Genomic DNA, 18,684 nt, shown 5'->3' with positions numbered 1-18,684 from the left:
TGGAGACAAGGATGGCCAGTAACCCCAAACGTCCCCCCATGATCAGCCCGGCCCTGCTCGAGCGCATCGTCAACGCCTCGGACGATGGGATCGTCGTCGCCGAGCAGGAGGGTGACGAGAATATCCTGATCTACGTCAACGAGGGCTTCGAGCGCCTCACCGGCTACAGCATCGACGAGATTCTCTATCGCGACTGCCGTTTCCTGCAGAATGGCGACCGCGACCAGCCCGCGATCGACCGCGTGCGCACGGCGCTTCGCGAGGGCCGCCCGTGCCGCGAGGTGCTGCGCAACTACCGCAAGGACGGCTCCCAGTTCTGGAACGAGCTGTCGATCACGCCGGTCTACGACGAGGAGGATCAGCTGACCTACTTCGTGGGGGTGCAGAAGGACGTGACCGGGCTGGTCGAGGCGCTGCAGGAGCTGGAAGCGCTCAAGGCCGAGCGCGATCCGGCCTGAGCCGAGGCGGTCCTGCGGCGCGATCCCGGCCGACTATCTTGACCCACTGCAGCGATAGGTTTTTTCAAACGGCCAAAGGCTTGTCTTGCGGCGCATTCGGGGATATATAGCCCTCGAGCATCATCAAGATGCCGTCACATCGGAGGGTCAAACGATGAGCCGTGAAGATTACGCCGAGGATCAGGAGCTTTACGACGCCGTCAACGACGAGCAATTCGAGCGTCCCCGCAGCAGCAAGGCCGATACCCTGAAGGCACGCCGCCAGGTCGAGGCGCTGCTGGAAGAGCGCCGCCTGAAACGCGCGATCGAGGACGACTGGTACGCTGATTTCGACGACGAAGAAGAGGAAGAGTGAGCGCATCACTCATCCTCGGAGCCGTAACGACGGGCGCCCAGGCGTCCGTTCGCGTTATCGACCAGCGGTCGCAATCGCGCCGCTAGTCATATACCCTGCTCTGTCCGTGTCGCCACCCCGCAGGCCGGTGCCGCCGGTTGCGCACCCAGACGCGCGTGACCCCGCGATGCCCACCGACCCGGGGCTGCCAGCGACCATGACCCGATCTCATTGACCGCGATACTCAACCGAACCGGATTCCCATGGCGCAATACGTTTTCACCATGAACCGGGTGGGCAAGGTCGTCCCCCCGAAACGCGAGATCCTCAAGGATATCTCGCTCTCCTTCTTCCCCGGTGCCAAGATCGGCGTACTCGGCCTCAACGGCGCCGGCAAGTCGACGCTGCTGCGCATCATGGCCGGCGTCGATACCGAGTACAACGGCGAAGCGCGGCCGATGCCGGGCATCAATATCGGCTACCTGCCGCAGGAGCCCGAGCTCGACGACACCAAGAGCGTGCGCGAGACGGTCGAAGAGGCGCTGGGCGAGGTCAAGGCTGCGCAGGAGAAGCTGGAGGGCGTCTACGCCGCCTACGCCGAGCCGGATGCCGACTTCGATGCCCTGGCCGCCGAGCAGGCACGCCTGGAGAACATCATCGAGGCCGCCGATGCGCACAACATCGAGCGCAAGCTCGAGGTCGCCGCCGAGGCGCTGCGTCTGCCGCCCTGGGATGCCCGCGTAGGTCATCTCTCCGGGGGGGAACGCCGCCGCGTGGCACTGTGCCGGCTGCTGCTGTCGAGCCCGGACATGCTGCTGCTCGACGAGCCGACCAACCACCTCGACGCCGAATCGGTGGCGTGGCTGGAGCGTTTCCTCCACGACTACCCCGGTACCGTGGTGGCGATCACCCACGACCGCTACTTCCTCGATAACGTCGCCGGCTGGATTCTCGAACTCGACCGTGGCCACGGCATCCCGTTCGAGGGCAACTACTCCCAGTGGCTCGAGTCCAAGGAGAAGCGGCTCGAGCAGGAGGCCAAGGCCGAGGCGGGTCGCCAGCGCGCGATCAAGCAGGAGCTGGAGTGGGTACGGCAGAACCCCAAAGGGCGTCAGGCCAAGAGCAAGGCGCGTCTCAACCGTTTCGACGAACTGCAGTCCGGCGACTACCAGAAGCGCAACGAGACCAACGAGATCTACATTCCGCCCGGTCCGCGCCTGGGCGACAAGGTCATCGAGTTCCACGACGTCGCCAAGCGCTTCGACGACAAGCTGCTGTTCGACAACCTGTCGTTCCAGATCCCGGCGGGGGCGATCGTGGGAATCGTCGGCGGCAACGGTGCCGGCAAGTCGACCCTGTTCAAGTTGATCTCCGGTAAGGAGCAGCCGGACAGCGGCGAGGTGGTGGTGGGCGAGACCGTCGATATCGCCTATGTCGAGCAGCTGCGCGACCACTTCGACAACACCCAGACCGTGTGGCAGGCCGTCTCCGATGGGCATGACATGCTCAGCATCAACGGCTATGAAGTCTCGTCGCGGGCCTACGTGGGGCGCTTCAACTTCAAGGGCACCGACCAGCAGAAGCGGCTCAGCGAGCTCTCCGGCGGTGAGCGCGGTCGCCTGCAGCTGGCGCAGACGCTCAAGCAGGGTGCCAACCTGCTGCTGCTCGACGAACCCTCCAACGATCTCGATATCGAGACCCTGCGAGCCCTCGAGGAAGCATTGCTAGCCTTCCCCGGCTGTGCCTTGGTGATCTCCCACGACCGTTGGTTCCTCGACCGTATCGCCACCCACATCCTCGCCTACGAGGGCGACTCCAGCGTGGTGTTCTTCGAGGGCAACTACACCGACTACGAGGCCGACCATCAGAAGCGGGTCGGCAGCGATACGCCCAAGCGCATGAAGTACAAGCGCATCGACGCCTGATGCGCGCATCGCCCGCCCGAACGGGGCGGGCGAATTCGCACTCCCTCAGCAACGCAAACGCCCGCNNGGCGGGCGTTTGCGTCTGCGCGTGTCGTGTCGTCGGGTTGGCGTCTAGCGGCCTCGGCCGCGAATCAGCGACACCACGAACAGAATCAGGAAAATGACGAATAGCACCTTGGCAATCGTCGCCGCGATCCCGGCGACCCCGCCGAAGCCGAGAACGCCGGCAATGATGGCGACGATGAGAAAAATCACGGCATAACTGAGCATGGCTTTACTTCCTGTGCTGGCCTGATAAGTGCCGCGCGGCAGCATGCCCCGCGACGCCCTGCCCCTCGCAATCCTTGAGGGTGCCTTAAGCCTTGTTGGTGAAGCGCTTTTCGTCAAGGTGGGAGGGGTATCGGTTTGCAACCAGCTTCCTAGGCACCGCCTGAAAGGTAGTGCGCTCGCCCATGCGGCGTTAAACATCGGCTCACTGAACAACGTTCAGAACGTCCGCAGGACGGCCCGAAGGGCTCGTCGACCTTTCAGACCGCACCTAGTAGACCGAGGGTTCCCCCGGTGGGCGCGTCTTGAAACGTCGATGCAGCCACAGGTACTGCTCCGGATGACGCCGGATCGCCTGCTCGATGAAGGCGTTGACCAGAGTCGCATCGGCGATTTCATCGTCGCTGGGAAAGTTCTCGAATGCCGGCAGGTACTCCAGGGTGTAGGTGCGGTCATCGGGATTGCGGTGGAATATGAACGGCATCACCGGGGCGCCGGTCATGCGCGCAATCTTGGCGGTGAGCTTGAGCGTCGCCGCCTCGACCCCGAAGAAGGGCGCGAACACACTGGCATCACGGCCGAAGTCCTGGTCCGGCGAGTACCACACCACGTGGCCCGACTTGATCCGGCGCACCACGCCGCGCAGATCGTGGCGATCGATCGCGGCGCCGAAGATATCTCGCCGCGCCCGAGTCATGAAGTTCTCGAATACCGGGTTGTCATGGGGGCGATAGACCACGTCCGCGGGAAAGAACAGCGAGTGCAGCGCCCCGCCCAGATCGAGGGTCGAGAAGTGGATACCGATCACCAGTACCCCCTTGCCCTGGGCGCGCGCCCGTTCCATGTGCTCGATGCCACGGAAGGCGATGCGCTGGCGCAGGTGTTCGGGATTGCGACACCAGCCGGTGGCAGTCTCGAGGATGCCGATACCATTGGCCACGAAGGTGCGCTTGACCATCTCCTCGCGCTTGTCGCTGTCCCACTCGGGGAAACAGAGCGCCAGATTGGTATCGGTGATGTGCCGGCGCCGCTTGGCCAGGCGCCAGCTCAACAGACCAATGCCACGACCCACGGCCAGCTTGAGACGCCACGGCAGGAAGGCGCTCGCCTTCATCAGCGCGATGGCGAGCCAGGTCCCCCAATAGCGGGGATGGGCATGATTGGCGGGATAGACTTTCTTGGCCATAACGCTTCCAGATTCACAGTGATAACGGACGGCGCGCTGGCCGCCCAGGCCAAAGGCCGTCGCTCAGCTCGCCTGCGCCGCAGCTGTCGCCGGCAGATAGACGCGCGGCACCCGTGGCAGGACCCCGGTGAGCAGGGTGTAGGCGATGGTATCGCAGTGCCCAGCTACCTCGTCGACATCGAGCCCTCGCCCCCACAGCACCACCTCGCTGCCGACGTCGGCAGCGGCAACCTCGGTGATGTCGACGGTGAGCATGTCCATCGACACCCGCCCGGCGATGGGGCAGCGCTGGCCGTTCACCAGCACCGGGGTACCATCGCGGGCGTGGCGATCGTAGCCGTCGCCATAGCCGGCGGCGACCACGCCGATCCGGCTGCGTCGGCGGGTACGAAAGCGCCCGCCATAGCCCACCACCTCGCCCGCCTCCAGGGTACGCACGGCGATCAGGCGCGAGCGCAGCGTCATCACCGGCTCGAGGTTCACCTGCGCCGGCAGTGCTCCCTCCAGCGGATTGCTGCCGTAGAGCATGACCCCCGGCCGGTTCCAGGCACCATGCGCCCGCGGATGCTGCAGCGTGGCCGGTGAGTTGGCCAGACACAGCGGCGCACCCAGCGCCTCGCCCAGGGCCCGGACCTGGGCGTGCTGGTTCTGGAAGGCGCTGTCGTCGGCGAGATCGGCACTGGAGAAGTGGCTGATCAGATGCAGGTCGGTGACCCGCTCAGGGGCCTGGCGCAGGCGCGCCCAGTGGCGACGAAGCTCGTCCGCCGAGAACCCCAGGCGATGCATGCCGGCATCGAACTTGAGCCATACCGGTAACGGCCGGCGCGGCCGATAGGCCAGCACCGCTTCCAGCTGCCACTCGCTGTGCACCACCTGCCACAGCGAGAGCGCCTCGACCGTGGTCAGCTCGGCCGCTTCGAAGATGCCCTCGAGTAGCAGGATCGGGGTCTCGATGCCACCGTCACGCAGCGCCACCGCCTCCTCGATCGTCGCCACCGCAAAGGCAGGCGCCAACCCGGTCAGCGCACGGGCGCAGGCGAGCGCGCCGTGACCATAGGCATCCGCCTTGAGCACCGCCATCGACCGACTCTGTGGGGCCAGGGCGCTCGCCGCCCGATAGTTGCGACAGAGCGCCGCGAGATCGATCTCGGCGCGCAGGGGTCTTGCCATGGTGGCTTCGTCCTTCTCCCAAAAGGTGATACGACACCGGCAGCGTACGGCCGGCAACCGCCATGGTAGCGCGTTTGGCACCAACGCGGGACGCCGGCGGCATAAACACAAACGCCGCTAACGAGTAGCGGCGTCGGCGGCGTAATCGCTGAGATCAGGGCGCCGGCGGTGTCGGCCGGGCACCGATATCGTCGGTCGGCGAGCCGGTACTCGGCGTATCGGCCAGCTTGAGCGAGACCCGCTTGCTGTCGCGCAGCCACTGGTTGGTACCGCGGATCACATCGAGGCTCAACACCCCGGCCTGCTGACGCAGCTGGAGCAGATCGGTGACGTAGGTGTAGCGCGCATCGGCGTAGTTGGAGATCGACTCATACAGCGACTGCTCGGCGTTGAGTACGTCGACGATATTGCGCGTACCCACGTCGTAACCGGCACGGGTGGCTTCCAGTGCGCTGCGGCTGGATACGATCGCTTCGCGCTGGGCATCGACCGACTCGACGTCGTTCACCACCTGCGTGAACAACGAGCGCACCTGCTGGGTGGTGTAGCGGCGCTGATCCTCGAAGTCGTACTGGGTCGACTCCAGCGAGTAGGTGTTCTGTCTTACCGAGGCGCTGGTCGAGCCGCCGGAGTAGATCGGCAGCTTCGCCTGCACGCCCACCTCGACGTTCTCGTTGTGCCCACGCAGAGCATCGATGTCGTTGTCCGAATAAGCGTAATCGGCATAGGCGTTCAGCGTCGGCAGATGGCCGGCGCGGGCGATGTCCACGCTCGACTTGGCGACGTCGACCCCAGCCTCGGCGTAGCGGATCGACGGGCTGCTGGTCATCGCCAGGTTGACCCAGTCGTCGCGGGTAGCGGGCTTGGGCGAGGCGATGGGCAGATCGTCGGCGAGGCCGTCGATGCTGTCGTACTGCTTGCCGGTCAGGCGCTCCAGCGCTTCGAAGCTCACCTGCAGGTCGCTGCGTGCGGAGATCAACTGGGCACGCGCCGAGTCGTAGGCAGCCTTGGCCTCATTGACGTCGGTGATCGCCACCAGGCCGACGTTGAACTGCTCCTTGGCCTGCTCCAGCTGGCGCCCGATCGCCTTGGACTGTGCTTCGCGCGAGTCGAGCACCTCCTTGGCGCGCAGAATCTCGAAGTAGGCACTGGAGACATCATAGAGCAGCTGCTGCTGGTCGATCTCGAGCTGCAGCGCCTGCTGCCCCACCTGCTTCTTGCTCTGCTGGTACTGGTACCAGTTGGAGGCATCGAACAGCACCTGGGTCACGTTGACCCCGAGGCTGCTGCCGTTGTAGTCCTGGCCCGAGGTAGAGCCACCCGCCGCCGCGCCACCACCCGCACCGCCGGCGGCATGCTGGCTCTCGAGCGAGTCGCTGCGGTAGAGACTGCCGGTGGCGCTGATCTGCGGCAGCAGATCGCCCCGCTGCACGTCCTGCCCCGCTTCCGTGCTGCGGAAGGTGGAGCGCGAAGCGTTCAGGCTCGACGAGTTGGCCAGGGCATCCTGGGTGATGGTGAGCAGATCGGCCGCCTGTACCGACGGTGCGAACGAAGCGGCCAGCAGCAGCGGCAGCGCATGGCGCAGGGATAAACGGGATGACGACGGAGCAGAGGGCGACATCGAGACGGTTCCTATCGTTGAGCGCTGGCGGGAATCGGGGAACGGCGGCGGGCGACTGGGCCCGGCACCACGCCCCAAGACGGCCCAGACACCCGGTATTGACTGGTGCGAGCCGGTTGCCACTGCACGGCGCGGGCGCGCCGGCGTCAGCAATCGTTCTGACGAACGACGAGGCGCCGGTCATCCTGCCGGCGCCTCGTCGCGAGGTTTACATACAATGCCGCATGTATGCATGGGGATCAAGCGTTCGACCGGAGATGACGCGCTTTTGCGCGTTTCTCCCCGGCCGGCGCATCACTCGAAGATGGAGTCCATCGACAATCCCTGCTTCTCGAGCATCCGGCGCAGTTTCTTCAGCGCCTCGACCTGGATCTGACGCACTCGCTCGCGGGTCAGCCCGATCTCCTCGCCGACCTCTTCGAGGGTCGCCGCTTCGTGCCCGCGCAGCCCGAAGCGACGCACCACGACCTCGCGCTGCTTGTCGCTGAGCTCGGCGAGCCACTCATCGACGTGCGCCTTGACGTCGTCATCGACCAGATTGGACTCCGGACCCACTTCGTTCTCGTCGGCCAGGGTATCGATCAGCGGCTTGTCGCTCTCGCCGCCCATCGGGTAGTCGACCGAAGAGACACGCTCGTTGAGCCCCAGCATCTTCTTGACCGTGGCCACCGGCTTGTCGAGGAACTCCGCGATCTCCTCGGCAGTGGCCTCGTGGTCGAGCTTCTGCGTCAGCTCGCGCGCGGCGCGCAGGTAGATGTTGAGCTCCTTGACCACGTGAATGGGCAGACGGATGGTGCGCGTCTGGTTCATCAGCGCACGCTCGATGGTCTGGCGAATCCACCAGGTCGCGTAGGTCGAGAAGCGGAAACCACGCTCCGGATCGAACTTCTCCACCGCTCGGATCAGACCGAGATTGCCCTCCTCGATCAGATCGAGCAGCGACAGTCCGCGGTTGAGATAGCGTCTGGCGATCTTCACCACCAGGCGCAGGTTGGATTCGATCATGCGCTGACGACCAGCCGGATCACCCTTCTGCGCCAGGCGCCCGAAGTGCACTTCCTCTTCCGGTGTCAGCAGCGGCGAGAACCCGATCTCATTGAGATAGATCTGGGTCGCATCGAGACTATGGTGGTAGTTGTTCTCCTCGCGACTGAGCGCCTTCTCGAACGCGCTTTCGTCGTCCTTGCCATCCGTGTCATCGGTATCGGCCTGCTGGCCGGCACCGTCGAGCTCAACATCCTGAATATCCCGTTCAAGCATGCTCATGTCACTACCCCCAATCTGGGCTTCCTGAGTACCTTCGCCATGGGGTCTAGCCGCCCCAGGCGACCGCGCAATCCTTGCTCTACTTTTACGTCCTTGATTACGACTTCTGCTTACTGCGTTATTGCTCGAGCGGGCCACGCTGCTGCCGGCCGGCCCGGCGGTGCGTCGCCGCCGCCGACCGCGCCCCGGCAAGGGGCGGTCAGTCTGGCGGCGGTGACCGAAGAGTCTTCCAGCTTGGCAACGTTGGCCGTTGCAGCGATATGTCGCGCTGACGCCCGTTCAGCGTTTGGGTAGGTATTTAAGCGGGTCTTGAGGCTGGCCGTTGACGCGAATCTCGAAATGTAGCTCGACCTGGTCAGCATCCGTCTGCCCCATGGTGGCTATCGTTTCTCCGGCCTTGACGACATCGTTCTCTTTCACGCGCAACGTGTCGTTATGTGCGTAGGCACTCAAGAAGCGGTCGTTGTGCTTGAGGATGATGAGATTGCCATATCCCCTCACGCCATCGCCGGCATACACCACAATCCCTGGCCCGGCTGCCTTAACAGGTTGCCCCTTTTGACCGGCAATATCAATGCCGGGGGTGATACTGGAATCATCATCGAAACGGCCGACCAGACGGCCCTCGGCGGGCCACTGCCAGGCCACATTCTCGACCGGCTTGTAGGTCCGATCCGAACGGTCCGGCGCCCCGCTGGGCTCACCCGCCACCTCGGTACCGGCATCGTTGCCGGCCGCCGTGCGGGTATCCTTCCGCTGCATGGAAGCAGAAGAAGATGACGAAGCCGTGTCAGCCGCAGCCGACCCCGTCGCGGACTGACGCGCCGGCGTCGCGGCGGAGCCAGAGTCTGAGCCAGAATCACCCTGCGACGCGCGGCTCTGGCCAGCATTGGCGGCAACGCTTTGGCCGGCGCTGGCGGCGCGCTGATCGATCACCGGGCCCGGTGCCGAGGCCGAACCGCTCGCCCCGGCCTGCTGTCCAGCGCTAGCGCCACCGCCCGCCGGCAGCAGCCAGGAGGGGTTGTCGCCGGCACCAGCGGCACTCGCCTGCGCCTTGCCGCCCAGAGGCGTGGCGGTGGCCGCGCCTTGGGAAGAGGCCAGACTCTGGCCCTGGCTGGCATCGACGCTGGCATTCGGCTTCAGCCGTAACTGCTGGCCGGGCTGCAGTCGGTAAGGGGGCGAGATGCCGTTCATCTGGGCCAGATCGCGGAAGTCGACCCGGTTCTGCCAGGCGATACCGTAGATGGTATCGCCGGCCTTGACGGTATAGGTGGAACTCGGCTGGCTGTTGCGACTGACCGACAGATCCTGGACCTGGGGGCGTCCACTCGAAGTAGTACAGCCCACGACCCCGACGGCAACCGCCGGCAGCAGTCCCAGAAGTAGCGCGATGCGACGCTTGTTCATGAAGAAAGTCCCTTTTTTCCTGACGGTGCGTGCGGGTCGGAAGGTTTGCGCTCTCCCAAGCACATTACCACCACCACACCCAGCACGATCAATGCCGACGCCGCGAGCCACTGCGAGGGCTCACCGGTCACCGCGGTGAAATCGGCGGGCATCAGGTAGCGGTAGCTCAGCGCGACCTGCTGGCCGTCGGCGGCGAGGCGGTAGCTCATCATCTGGCGCCACGGCCACAGCTGTGGCAGCGAGCCGAGAATGAAGCCGACGATGGTCATCATGGTCATGCCGTGATAGTGGCGCAGCAACCAGGAGAGCAGGCGCGAGAAGGTCAGCAGCCCGACCAGGCAGCCGGCACCGAAGATACCTATCAGCCCCAGATCGAAGCTCTTCACCCCGCTCATCACGGTGCCGTAGAGCCCCATCACCAGCAGCAGGAAGCTGCCGGAGACCCCGGGAAGCAGCATCGCGCTGATGGCGATCGCACCGGCGCAGAACAGCGTGAAGTTGCCCGCCTGGCTCATGTCCGGCAGCAGCTGCGGCAGATAAACGGCGACCACCAGCCCCATCAGCAGCGGCAGTAGATAACGCCAGTGCCAGGCGCCGGCCTGGCGCATCACCACCCAGGCCGAGGCCAGCACCAGGCCGAAGAAGAAGGCATTGAGCAGCAGCGCATGGTGTGCCATCAGCCAGGTGACCAGATGCGCAATGGTCACCAGACTGATCCCGATACCCAACACCAGCGGCAGCAGGAAGCGCAGGTTGAGATAGCCGATCAGCGCGCCCAGACCACCCTCGCGCCAGACGCCCAGGGCGCCCGGCCCGAAGCGCCGGATGGTCTCGATCAGCTCTTCGTAGATGCCCACGATCAGCGCGATGGTGCCACCCGACACCCCGGGCACCGCGTCCGCGGCACCCATCCCCATTCCTTTCAAGACCGTCGTCACGCTGCGTTTCAACGGATGACTCCTTCCAGCAGTGGCACGAAACGCACCTCCTCGAGACGTTGATGATCGAACGCCTGGCCGCGACGGCGTACCCGTGTCAGCCATTGACGCCCATCGCTATCCGCCAGCGGCGCGATCAGCACGCCGCCATCCTTCAGTTGTTCGAGCAGCGCCTGCGGCAATTGGCTGGCGCAGGCGGTGAGTAGAATGGCATCGAACGGCGCCGCCTGCGGCCAGCCCAGCCCGCCATCGGCATGGCGCAGACGCACATTGCCCGCGCCGAGCCGCGCCAGGCGCTGGCGCGCCCGATTCTGCAATGCAGCGATGCGCTCGACGCTCCACACCCGTGCCACCAGCCGCGCCAGAATCAGCGTCTGGTAGCCCGAACCGGTACCGATCTCGAGCACCCGCTCGGGTGCGGCCTGCACGATCAGTTCGCTCATCCGCGCCACCACCCAGGGCTGCGACAGGGTCTGCCCCAGCCCCAGCGGCAGCGAGGTGTCCTCGTAGGCGCGGTGGGCCAGCGCTTCGTCGAGAAACAGGTGGCGCGGCGCCTCGGCCAGCGCCTCCAGCACCCGCGGCTGACGAATGCCGGCGGCCATCAGACGTTCGACCATGCGATTGCGGGTTCGTTGCGACGTCATGCCCACGCCGCTGAGTTCTTCAGGCGTGTGACAGTCCATCCAGCCAGCCCTGTACATCGTCCAGCGTCGAGTGACGCGTGAGATCGGTCTGCAGCGGAGTGATCGAGACGAAGCCACCCTCGATCGCGGCGAAATCGGTATCGGGGCCGTCGTCGGCATTCTCCGAGACCGCCGCGATCCAGTAGCGATCACGCCCGCGCGGATCCTTCATGTGGATCGGGTTGGACGCCGGTCCACGATAGCCAAGGCGCGTGACGCGAAAGCCGCGGATCTCTTCCCACGGCAGATCCGGCACGTTGACGTTGAGCAGGCTGCGCGGCGGCAGTGACAGTGACTCCGCGCCGCCGATCAGGCTCGCCGCGATGCGCCCCGCAGTGTCGAAGTGGCGCTGGCCGCAGAGCGAAATGGCGATCGCCGGCATCCCCAGGTTGCGCCCCTCCATGGCGGCAGCGACGGTGCCCGAGTAGAGCACGTCGTCGCCCAGGTTGGCGCCGTGGTTGATCCCCGAGATGACCAGATCGGGCTTCTCCTCCCACACGCCGTTGACCCCTAGATAGACACAGTCCGCGGGGGTGCCGTCGACGCTGTAGAAGCCGCCGTCGAGCGCTTCGAGCGCCAGCGGTCGCGTCAGCGTCAGCGAGTTGCTGGCGCCGCTGCGGTCGCGATCCGGCGCCACCACGCGCAGCCGCGCATGCCCGCCGAGCGCCTCATAGAGCGCCTTGAGCCCCGGCGCGTGCACGCCATCGTCATTGGATAGCAACAGTCTACGCATCTCGCTCACTCCTCTCGGATCGGGCTTGTCGGATTCGACTCGTCGGGTTCGCCATGCAGCGCCTCAGACGAGGGTCGGATGACGCATCAACTCGCGCAGCACGGCGGTGGCAAAGGCCCCCCGCGGCAGGCTGAACTCGAGCCAGGCCGCGCGCTCCGCCTCGGCCGCGCTCCAGCTCGCCGCCGCCGGCAGTATCCGCAGCGCGCGCCGCTCATGCCGCGCGCCGGCCGCCGCCAGGCCATCGCGCAGCGCAGCGCACGCCGCCGCCTCGCGCTGCTCGAGCAAGGCCACCTCGCCACGACTGTGCGGCTCGCCCTGCCCCCATAGCGGGCCGGTGGGGTGCAGATCGCCGGCCACCGCACGCGCCTCGAGTTCGGGCTCGGCTGCCTCGGCCAGAAAGCGGCTGGCGCTGCCTTCCAGGTTGAGCACATCGCCGGCCAGCGGCCGGCACCAGCTGCCGTCGGCCACCCGCGCCGCCAGCACCTGATTGAAAAGATAGCTGCGCGCGGTGGAGAGCAGCAGCCCCTGCGGGTCCTCACGCTTGCGCCAGCCGCGGGCGAACAGCGCCAGGGCGCGCTGCAGATTGCGCCCTTCCGGGCCGAAGCGCTGGGGGCCAAAGTAGTTGGGCACACCCTGGGCGACCAGCCGCTCCCAGCGCTGGCGCACGTCGTCCGAACTCGCCGCCGGCCCACTCACGCGCAGGCGGAAACGGTTGGCGCGATGTACGCCGCGCTTGAGCTTGCGCGGATGGCGCACCGCACGCAGCACATGGATACCGCGCTCGGCCAGTGGCGCCTCCCAACCCGGAGCCAGGGTGCGCCCCGGCAGCGCCAGCGACATCCACTGCCGGGTCACCGCGTCGCGATCCTTGAGCCCGCTGAAGCCGACGTCCCGCACCGCGATCTGGGCCTGCCGGGCCAGGCTGCGGGCAGCATCGGGCGTGGTCACGCCACGCTTCTCGATCCACACCCAGAGATGCTCGCCCTCCCCTTCCGGCGTGAAGTCGAGCACCTCCTCGACCTGAAACGCCTCGGCGCTGTCACGATAGCTGCCCTCGACGCTCGGCGCCGTCTCGACATGGGCCCAGCCTGGCGGCCAGACCGGCACGGCAGGGCTCACGTCGACGCAGCCAGCAGCAGTACCACCGCTTCTGCCGCGATGCCCTCGCCGCGGCCGGTGAACCCCAGACGCTCGGTGGTGGTCGCCTTGACGTTGACGCTATCCGCCGCGGTCTCCAGGTCGGCGGCGATCGCCGCGCGCATGGGCTCGATCCAGGGCGCCATCTTCGGTGCCTGGGCGAGGATGGTGGCATCGAGATTGCCCACCCGGTAGCCACGCGCGCGGATCAGTGCCACCACCTGGCGCAGCAGCTCGCGGCTGTCGGCGCCCGCCCAGGCCGGATCGGTATCCGGAAAATGGTGGCCGATATCGCCCAGGGCGCAGGCACCCAGCAGTGCATCGCTGATCGCGTGCAGCAGCACGTCGCCGTCGGAGTGGGCGACAAAGCCGTGGTCGAAGGGAATGCGTACCCCGCCGATCATCAGATGATCGCCCTCGCCGAAGCGGTGCACGTCGAACCCGTGGCCAATTCTGAGCGTCATGCCTCGACTCCCTGTGATGCGCTGTCGGTCTCGCTCTGCAGCGAAAGAATGCGCGCCGCCAGGATCAGATCCTCCGGGCGCGTGATCTTGAGATTGTCGCGGCCGCCGGGCACCAGCAGCGGCGACAGCCCCATGGCCTCGATCGCCGAGGCCTCGTCGGTGACCGCGGTGCCGGTGGCCAAAGCCGCATCCAGCGCCTGGCGCAGCAGGTCGTAGCGAAACGCCTGGGGCGTCAGCGCGTGCCACAGGCCATCGCGGGGCTCGGTGTGGCTGACCCGGCCGCGGGCGTCGGCGCGCTTCATGGTGTCCGCCACCGGTGCGGCGAGCAATGCCCCGATGGCTTCATGCTCCAGCGCTTGGGAGAGCGCGGCGAGATCCTCCCGCCGTACACACGGGCGTGCGGCGTCGTGGACCAGCACCCAGTCATCGTCGGCGGCCTTGCCGGCGAGGGTCGAGAGCGCGCGGCGCACGCTGTCGACGCGCTCGCTGCCGCCCTCGACACGCTGCCACTCGCTGAAGGGCACGTCATCTGGATCGAAGTAGGCATCATCGGGATCGAGACACAGGCGCAGTGCCGCCTCGGGGAAGGCCTGATGCAGCCGCGCCAGCGTGCGCGCGAGCACGCTGCGTCCGTGTAGCGGCAGATACTGCTTGGGTCGGTCGGCCTGCATGCGACTGCCGCGACCGGCGGCGGGAACGATCAACCACAGCGTCATGGCGTGATCACCCCCGTCTCGGCGGCCGGGCCATGGCTGCCGTCGACGTTGGGCACCCAGAAGAACTGCTCGTCCTTGCGCACCATGCCGATATCGCTGCGGGCACGCTCCTCGATCGCGTCGAGACCGGTCTTGAGGTCGACCACCTCGGCCGCCAGACGGTCGTTGCGCGCCTTCAGGGTCTGGGTCGTGCCATCGAGGACATCGGCACGCGCCTGGATATCATTGAACTCGCGAATCCCGCCTTCACCGAACCAGAGCCGGTACTGCAACAGTCCGAGCATGACGACCAAGACCAGGATGACCCATTTCCACATCGCAAACGCTTCCCGCTCGACCAAGGTGACATGAACGCAGGGAGACAGCCCGCCAAGGGCGTCACCGGCGCGGCGGCCATTATGCCATCATCGCTCCAGGCGGCCCACCTCGCGCATCGTTGCCGATACGCGAGGTGGGCCGGAAGACTGAGGTGGACCGGGAGACTAGAGCACCGCTTAAGCAGTACGCGTGGAAGGGTGCGTCAGGCCGAGCCGAAGAAGCGCTCGCGCTCCTCGAGGCCGATCTGGCCCGAGTGCAGCGGGAAATGACCGTGCACCCGATCGCTGAAGAAGTGGCGCAGGGTACGCTCGATGGTGGGAAAGGCGAGTTCGCCCCAGGGAATCTCGCTCTCCTCGAACAGCGCCACCTCGAGGCTCTCGGGCCCGGCGGCGTAGCCACCGTCGAGCTCGCCGCGGAAGATCATGTAGACCTGATCGATGTGCGGCAGACTGATCAGCGTGTAAAGTGAGGGCGCATCGACCACCGCGCTCGCCTCCTCGCGGGTCTCGCGCAGCGCGGCCTGCTCGACCGTCTCGCCGTTCTCCATGAAACCGGCCGGCAGGGTCCAGAAACCTTTACGCGGGGCGATCGCGCGGCGACACAGCAGCACCCGCGAGCCCGAGACCGGCAGCGTACCGGCTACGATGCGGGGATTCTGATAATGGATGGTGCCGCAGGCGTCGCACTGAAAGCGCGGGCGATCGTCCCCCTCGGGGATCGCGAAACGCACCGGGTTGCCACACTGACTGCAGTAATTCATCGACGCCTCGCAATGCATTCATCGAGCCCTGCCCATGCCCGTTCAGCGCGACTCGACGCTGCGCTGACCCGGAGCAGGCCCTGTAGGATCAGCACCGCATGTTAGAGACACTTCGCGAGCGCCTGCAAGCGCACCGACCCCGCCAGCTCGACGCGGCCTTCCCCCAGGCCGCCGTACTGCTGCCGCTGGTGGACCGCCGCGAGCCGACGCTGCTGTTCACCCAGCGTACCGATCATCTCTCCTCCCACGCCGGCCAGGTCGCCTTTCCCGGCGGTAAGCGCGAGCCCGAGGATCGCGACCTGCTGGCCACGGCGCTGCGCGAGAGCCAGGAGGAGATCGCCCTGGCGCCGGCCGAGGTGGAGATCGTCGGCCGCCTAGGAGACCTGCTCTCGCTGCACGGTCTGCGGGTCACACCGTATGTCGGTATCATCCCCCCGGATCTGACGCTGACCCCGGAACCCGGCGAGATCGCGGCGATCTTCGAGGTACCCTTGGCGCATTTCCTCGACGACCGGCGCACTCATACCGACGTCATCCCGGTCGACGACCGCGAGTGGTACGTGCCGAGCTACGAGGTCGATGGGCGCATCATCTGGGGACTCTCGGCGATGATGCTGGTGGAGCTGCTGACGGTGGGCTTCGCCAGCCCGGTCTCGCTAGAACAGCCGCCAGCGGGCGGTGAGCTGCGCTATCATCCGCAGCGCGGGCGCCGCACCACCCGCTGAGCGCTGGCCCACGCCGCCCCGGCAGCCATCTCCCGTTGCGCTGTCGCAGGCACGGGTTCCCAGCCACGCGTTACCCGCCATCGGAGGCCCCGAGATGTCCCAAACCCAGACTCACCACGCCTACTGGGACGAGCAGCAGCTGACCCCGCTGATCGACGCTCTGGTCGCGCGCGGCTGGTACGCCGGGGAGACGTTTCTGGACGTCGGTCTGTGCCAGGACCTGCACGCCGAACTCACCCGGCTCGAGGCGCGTCAGCAGCTCCAGGAAGCCGCCATCGGCCGCGGTGACGAACGCACCCTGCGCCGCGACATCCGCGGTGACGCCATTCACTGGCTCGATCGCGAGAGTCTCGCCCAGCGCCGCTATCTGGCGCTGATGGCAGAACTGCAGCAGCAGATCAATATCGCCCTCTATCTGGGGCTGTTCGAGTTCGAGGCGCACTTCGCCCAGTACCCGCCCGGCGCCTTCTATCGCAAGCACTACGACAGCTTTCGTGGACGCGCCAACCGAATCGTCTCCACCGTGCTCTATCTCAATCCCGACTGGCCCAGCGATGGCGGCGGCGAGATGGCGCTCTACGACGAGCACGACAGCGAGCGCGAAGTCGCTCGGGTGGTCCCCCGCGCCGGCACCTTCGTCTGTTTCCTCTCCGACCGCATACCCCACGAGGTGCTGCCGACCCGCCTGCCACGCACCAGCATCGCCGGCTGGTTCCGGCGAAACGCCTCGCTCGGCGGGCGGGTCGACCCGGCGCGCTGATCTTTCGCTCAGCCCTCAGGATGCGGAGCTGGCGTCCTCAGCGCCGCGTTGCGGTCTCCGCGTCAGCCGATCCCGCCGCCGACCCGGCGGTTTCCGCCTCCGGTCTCGCCGTTTCCACCTCAGGCACGGCTGTTTCCACTTCAGGTACTGCGGTCTCCACCTCAGGTACCACCTGGGACAGGTCCTCATGCTGCTCGTGTTCGGTCGCCCCCTGCACCAGCGCCGCGGTCACCGCAAGCTCGGCCCCCACCACCGATTGCGGCGGATTGGAGGTGAACGGTGCCACCGGCGCCGGCGCCGGGCGACGGCTGCGCCGCCACACGAAGAACACGACCAGACAACTCCCCAGACCGAGCAGCGCGACGAACAGCCCGGCATCGCCGACATGCGTCATCAGCGGCGTGATCAGCGGCGGGCTGAGGGTGGCACCGAGAGCGTTGATCAGCAGCAGCCCCTGGCTCATGCGCACCAGCGCGCCGGCCGGGGCGCGGTCGGCGGCGTGGCTCACCGCCACCGGATAGAGTGCGAATACCCCGCCCCCGAGCAGAAACAGCGCCGCCGCCAGCAGCCACGGTAGCGACGGCAGCAGCAGCATACCCAGACACAGCGCGGTCATCGCCACTCCGATCAGGATCAGCACGATCTGACGGTCGTGGCGATCCGACCAGCGTCCGATGGGGTACTGCAGCAACATGCCGCCGAGAATCAGTACTGCCATCATCTGGCCGATCTTCTGCACATCGAAGCCGCTGCGCTGCAGATAGAGCGGCAGCAGGCTGTAGATCGCCGAGATCGCCAGCCCCGAGCCGAAACACCCCATCACGCCGGTGGGCGTGACCGTGATCAGACGCCACGGCGAGAGCGGCTCGGCGTGCTCGATCAGCGGCGATACCCGCGGGATCATGCCCAACGGCAACACCGACAGCGACGCCAGGATGGCAATGATCATGAACGGCTGGCTGGCGCCGGCGCTGTCAGCCACGCCGAGCAGCAGCTGGCCGATCACCCCGGCGCCGTAGAGCGAGATCATGTAGAGCGCCAGCAGGCGCCCGCGCACGCGGGTATCCGCCGCCGTCAGCAGCCAGCTCTCGATCACCAGATAGACGCCCAGGGTGGCCCAGCCACCGATCATGCGCAGGGTGAACCACAGCCCCGCATTGAGCCACAGCCCCTGCAGCAGCACGGTCACCGCCACCAGCGACGCAAAGCAGGCGTAAGCACGAATATGACCGATGCGCAGCAGCAGGCGGTCGTTGAACAGCGCCCCGATCGCCAGGCCGATGTAGTAGGCCGCCGACACCCAGCCGATGGTGGTCACCGACTCGCCGGCGGCGTCCAGGCGCAGGGTGATCAGCGAGGCGAGAAAGCCGTTGCCGATACCCAGAATGAACAGACCCAGAAGCGGCGCCAGCGCCATGGAGAGCAACTGCGGAGACATCGACCAAACCACCTCGCAACCGGTTCCGGTCCGGTGGCGTGGGGTACGCCACCGGCGACAGAAGAAGCCTAGGAAGAAAAAGCCTTGGAAAGCGCGCCTACGGGCAGTGCCCGGGCGAGCGCACTATACGCCGCACCCGGCAGCCGAAAAAGCCGAATAGCGGTGAAAAATCCACGTATGGCGGGAGCTCGCCGACATGTTGGCGCTGGCATTAGCCAGGATTATCCTCCCCCCTCACCAAGCGAACGTCGGCGCACGTCGAGAAGAATCTGCGTATACTACTCTGTTAGCGCGCTAGCTAGATCGATCTCCTCCTCGGTGCTGTCTGAAAAGTCGACGAGCGAAGGCAAAATCGGCGACAACGGACCGGGCTGACGC

At 66.4% G+C, this 18,684-nt stretch carries 20 protein-coding genes; 5 read left to right on the top strand and 15 right to left on the bottom strand.

Annotation, left to right across the window (positions count from 1 at the left end; translation table 11 throughout):
- Positions 1-11 precede the first annotated feature (11 nt).
- The 3 genes from DOM67_RS17230 (at position 12) to ettA (ending at position 2,717) form a co-directional block, all read left to right on the top strand.
- On the top strand, positions 12-458 hold the full coding sequence (locus DOM67_RS17230) for a PAS domain-containing protein (protein WP_232825302.1): 447 nt from the start codon (positions 12-14) through the stop codon (positions 456-458).
- Between the two features lie 154 nt (positions 459-612).
- The gene (locus DOM67_RS17225; RefSeq protein WP_106418386.1) at positions 613-813 is read left to right on the top strand and encodes a hypothetical protein; all 201 of its coding nucleotides are present in this window, start codon (positions 613-615) and stop codon (positions 811-813) included.
- Positions 814-1,055: 242 nt separating this feature from the next.
- Complete coding sequence (gene ettA, locus DOM67_RS17220; RefSeq protein WP_110678196.1) at positions 1,056-2,717, top strand: energy-dependent translational throttle protein EttA; 1,662 nt, start codon at positions 1,056-1,058, stop codon at positions 2,715-2,717.
- Between the two features lie 111 nt (positions 2,718-2,828).
- Here ettA and DOM67_RS17215 read toward each other — a convergent pair whose 3' ends face one another.
- From DOM67_RS17215 to DOM67_RS17150, 14 genes are all read right to left on the bottom strand, one after another.
- A complete protein-coding gene (locus DOM67_RS17215) occupies positions 2,829-2,987 on the bottom strand; it encodes a DUF1328 domain-containing protein (RefSeq protein WP_035475241.1) in 159 nt (52 codons plus the stop codon).
- A 268-nt stretch (positions 2,988-3,255) separates the two neighbouring features.
- Positions 3,256-4,170: an LpxL/LpxP family Kdo(2)-lipid IV(A) lauroyl/palmitoleoyl acyltransferase gene (gene lpxL, locus DOM67_RS17210; protein ID WP_110678194.1), complete on the bottom strand. Its 915-nt coding sequence runs from the start codon at positions 4,168-4,170 to the stop codon at positions 3,256-3,258.
- 63 nt (positions 4,171-4,233) lie between these two features.
- Complete coding sequence (alr, locus tag DOM67_RS17205; protein WP_110678192.1) at positions 4,234-5,340, bottom strand: alanine racemase; 1,107 nt, start codon at positions 5,338-5,340, stop codon at positions 4,234-4,236.
- 154 nt (positions 5,341-5,494) lie between these two features.
- On the bottom strand, positions 5,495-6,961 hold the full coding sequence (locus DOM67_RS17200; RefSeq protein WP_110678190.1) for a TolC family outer membrane protein: 1,467 nt from the start codon (positions 6,959-6,961) through the stop codon (positions 5,495-5,497).
- Positions 6,962-7,255: 294 nt separating this feature from the next.
- A complete protein-coding gene (gene rpoS, locus DOM67_RS17195; RefSeq protein WP_110678188.1) occupies positions 7,256-8,227 on the bottom strand; it encodes an RNA polymerase sigma factor RpoS in 972 nt (323 codons plus the stop codon).
- A gap of 279 nt (positions 8,228-8,506) precedes the next feature.
- Entirely contained in the window at positions 8,507-9,634 is a 1,128-nt protein-coding gene (locus tag DOM67_RS17190) for a peptidoglycan DD-metalloendopeptidase family protein (RefSeq protein WP_110678186.1), read from the bottom strand.
- On the bottom strand, positions 9,631-10,545 hold the full coding sequence (locus DOM67_RS17185) for a DUF368 domain-containing protein (RefSeq protein WP_232825301.1): 915 nt from the start codon (positions 10,543-10,545) through the stop codon (positions 9,631-9,633). The genes DOM67_RS17190 and DOM67_RS17185 overlap by 4 nt, the downstream gene beginning before the upstream one ends.
- Before the next feature lie 35 nt (positions 10,546-10,580).
- The gene (locus DOM67_RS17180; protein WP_232825300.1) at positions 10,581-11,216 is read right to left on the bottom strand and encodes a protein-L-isoaspartate(D-aspartate) O-methyltransferase; all 636 of its coding nucleotides are present in this window, start codon (positions 11,214-11,216) and stop codon (positions 10,581-10,583) included.
- Positions 11,217-11,235: 19 nt separating this feature from the next.
- Positions 11,236-11,988, bottom strand: a complete 753-nt coding sequence (gene surE / locus DOM67_RS17175; RefSeq protein ID WP_110678180.1) for a 5'/3'-nucleotidase SurE — start codon at positions 11,986-11,988, stop codon at positions 11,236-11,238.
- Positions 11,989-12,051: 63 nt separating this feature from the next.
- On the bottom strand, positions 12,052-13,095 hold the full coding sequence (locus DOM67_RS17170; protein WP_110678178.1) for a tRNA pseudouridine(13) synthase TruD: 1,044 nt from the start codon (positions 13,093-13,095) through the stop codon (positions 12,052-12,054).
- An 8-nt stretch (positions 13,096-13,103) separates the two neighbouring features.
- The gene (gene ispF / locus DOM67_RS17165; RefSeq protein ID WP_110678176.1) at positions 13,104-13,589 is read right to left on the bottom strand and encodes a 2-C-methyl-D-erythritol 2,4-cyclodiphosphate synthase; all 486 of its coding nucleotides are present in this window, start codon (positions 13,587-13,589) and stop codon (positions 13,104-13,106) included.
- Positions 13,586-14,305 (bottom strand): 2-C-methyl-D-erythritol 4-phosphate cytidylyltransferase, encoded by a 720-nt coding sequence (gene ispD, locus DOM67_RS17160; protein ID WP_110678174.1) that lies wholly within the window; start codon positions 14,303-14,305, stop codon positions 13,586-13,588. The genes ispF and ispD overlap by 4 nt, the downstream gene beginning before the upstream one ends.
- On the bottom strand, positions 14,302-14,622 hold the full coding sequence (ftsB, locus tag DOM67_RS17155; protein WP_110678172.1) for a cell division protein FtsB: 321 nt from the start codon (positions 14,620-14,622) through the stop codon (positions 14,302-14,304). The genes ispD and ftsB overlap by 4 nt, the downstream gene beginning before the upstream one ends.
- 203 nt (positions 14,623-14,825) lie before the next feature.
- The gene (locus tag DOM67_RS17150) at positions 14,826-15,383 is read right to left on the bottom strand and encodes an NUDIX hydrolase (protein ID WP_110678170.1); all 558 of its coding nucleotides are present in this window, start codon (positions 15,381-15,383) and stop codon (positions 14,826-14,828) included.
- 98 nt (positions 15,384-15,481) lie between these two features.
- On the opposite strand from DOM67_RS17150, the gene DOM67_RS17145 reads away from it, so the two are divergent.
- Positions 15,482-16,108 carry a CoA pyrophosphatase gene (locus DOM67_RS17145; RefSeq protein WP_110678168.1) on the top strand — a complete coding sequence of 209 codons (627 nt, stop codon included), beginning with the start codon at positions 15,482-15,484 and terminating at the stop codon, positions 16,106-16,108.
- 94 nt (positions 16,109-16,202) lie between these two features.
- A complete protein-coding gene (locus DOM67_RS17140; protein WP_110678166.1) occupies positions 16,203-16,868 on the top strand; it encodes a 2OG-Fe(II) oxygenase in 666 nt (221 codons plus the stop codon).
- Positions 16,869-16,905: 37 nt separating this feature from the next.
- On the opposite strand, the gene DOM67_RS17135 is transcribed toward DOM67_RS17140, so the two are convergent.
- The gene (locus DOM67_RS17135) at positions 16,906-18,306 is read right to left on the bottom strand and encodes an MFS transporter (RefSeq protein WP_110678164.1); all 1,401 of its coding nucleotides are present in this window, start codon (positions 18,304-18,306) and stop codon (positions 16,906-16,908) included.
- Positions 18,307-18,684: the final 378 nt, after the last annotated feature.

Source organism: Salinicola sp. RZ23 (genome assembly GCF_003206675.1).
In the GTDB taxonomy this organism is placed as follows: Bacteria; Pseudomonadota; Gammaproteobacteria; order Pseudomonadales; family Halomonadaceae; genus Salinicola; species Salinicola endophyticus.
Note: the sequence above shows the minus strand (reverse complement) of the source record. Positions and strands in the feature narration are given on the sequence as shown.

Excerpts from the sequence above, each read along its gene's own strand:
- DOM67_RS17230 (WP_232825302.1), top strand. The coding sequence starts at position 12 with ATGGCCAGTAACCCCAAACGTCCCCCCATGATCAGCCCGGCCCTGCTC.
- DOM67_RS17225 (WP_106418386.1), top strand. The coding sequence starts at position 613 with ATGAGCCGTGAAGATTACGCCGAGGATCAGGAGCTTTACGACGCCGTC.
- ettA (WP_110678196.1), top strand. The coding sequence starts at position 1,056 with ATGGCGCAATACGTTTTCACCATGAACCGGGTGGGCAAGGTCGTCCCC.
- DOM67_RS17215 (WP_035475241.1), bottom strand. The coding sequence starts at position 2,987 with ATGCTCAGTTATGCCGTGATTTTTCTCATCGTCGCCATCATTGCCGGC.
- lpxL (WP_110678194.1), bottom strand. The coding sequence starts at position 4,170 with ATGGCCAAGAAAGTCTATCCCGCCAATCATGCCCATCCCCGCTATTGG.
- alr (WP_110678192.1), bottom strand. The coding sequence starts at position 5,340 with ATGGCAAGACCCCTGCGCGCCGAGATCGATCTCGCGGCGCTCTGTCGC.
- DOM67_RS17200 (WP_110678190.1), bottom strand. The coding sequence starts at position 6,961 with ATGTCGCCCTCTGCTCCGTCGTCATCCCGTTTATCCCTGCGCCATGCG.
- rpoS (WP_110678188.1), bottom strand. The coding sequence starts at position 8,227 with ATGAGCATGCTTGAACGGGATATTCAGGATGTTGAGCTCGACGGTGCC.
- DOM67_RS17190 (WP_110678186.1), bottom strand. The coding sequence starts at position 9,634 with ATGAACAAGCGTCGCATCGCGCTACTTCTGGGACTGCTGCCGGCGGTT.
- DOM67_RS17185 (WP_232825301.1), bottom strand. The coding sequence starts at position 10,545 with ATGGGTGCCGCGGACGCGGTGCCCGGGGTGTCGGGTGGCACCATCGCG.
- DOM67_RS17180 (WP_232825300.1), bottom strand. The coding sequence starts at position 11,216 with ATGACGTCGCAACGAACCCGCAATCGCATGGTCGAACGTCTGATGGCC.
- surE (WP_110678180.1), bottom strand. The coding sequence starts at position 11,988 with ATGCGTAGACTGTTGCTATCCAATGACGATGGCGTGCACGCGCCGGGG.
- ispF (WP_110678176.1), bottom strand. The coding sequence starts at position 13,589 with ATGACGCTCAGAATTGGCCACGGGTTCGACGTGCACCGCTTCGGCGAG.
- ispD (WP_110678174.1), bottom strand. The coding sequence starts at position 14,305 with ATGACGCTGTGGTTGATCGTTCCCGCCGCCGGTCGCGGCAGTCGCATG.
- ftsB (WP_110678172.1), bottom strand. The coding sequence starts at position 14,622 with ATGTGGAAATGGGTCATCCTGGTCTTGGTCGTCATGCTCGGACTGTTG.
- DOM67_RS17150 (WP_110678170.1), bottom strand. The coding sequence starts at position 15,383 with ATGAATTACTGCAGTCAGTGTGGCAACCCGGTGCGTTTCGCGATCCCC.
- DOM67_RS17145 (WP_110678168.1), top strand. The coding sequence starts at position 15,482 with ATGTTAGAGACACTTCGCGAGCGCCTGCAAGCGCACCGACCCCGCCAG.
- DOM67_RS17140 (WP_110678166.1), top strand. The coding sequence starts at position 16,203 with ATGTCCCAAACCCAGACTCACCACGCCTACTGGGACGAGCAGCAGCTG.
- DOM67_RS17135 (WP_110678164.1), bottom strand. The coding sequence starts at position 18,306 with ATGTCTCCGCAGTTGCTCTCCATGGCGCTGGCGCCGCTTCTGGGTCTG.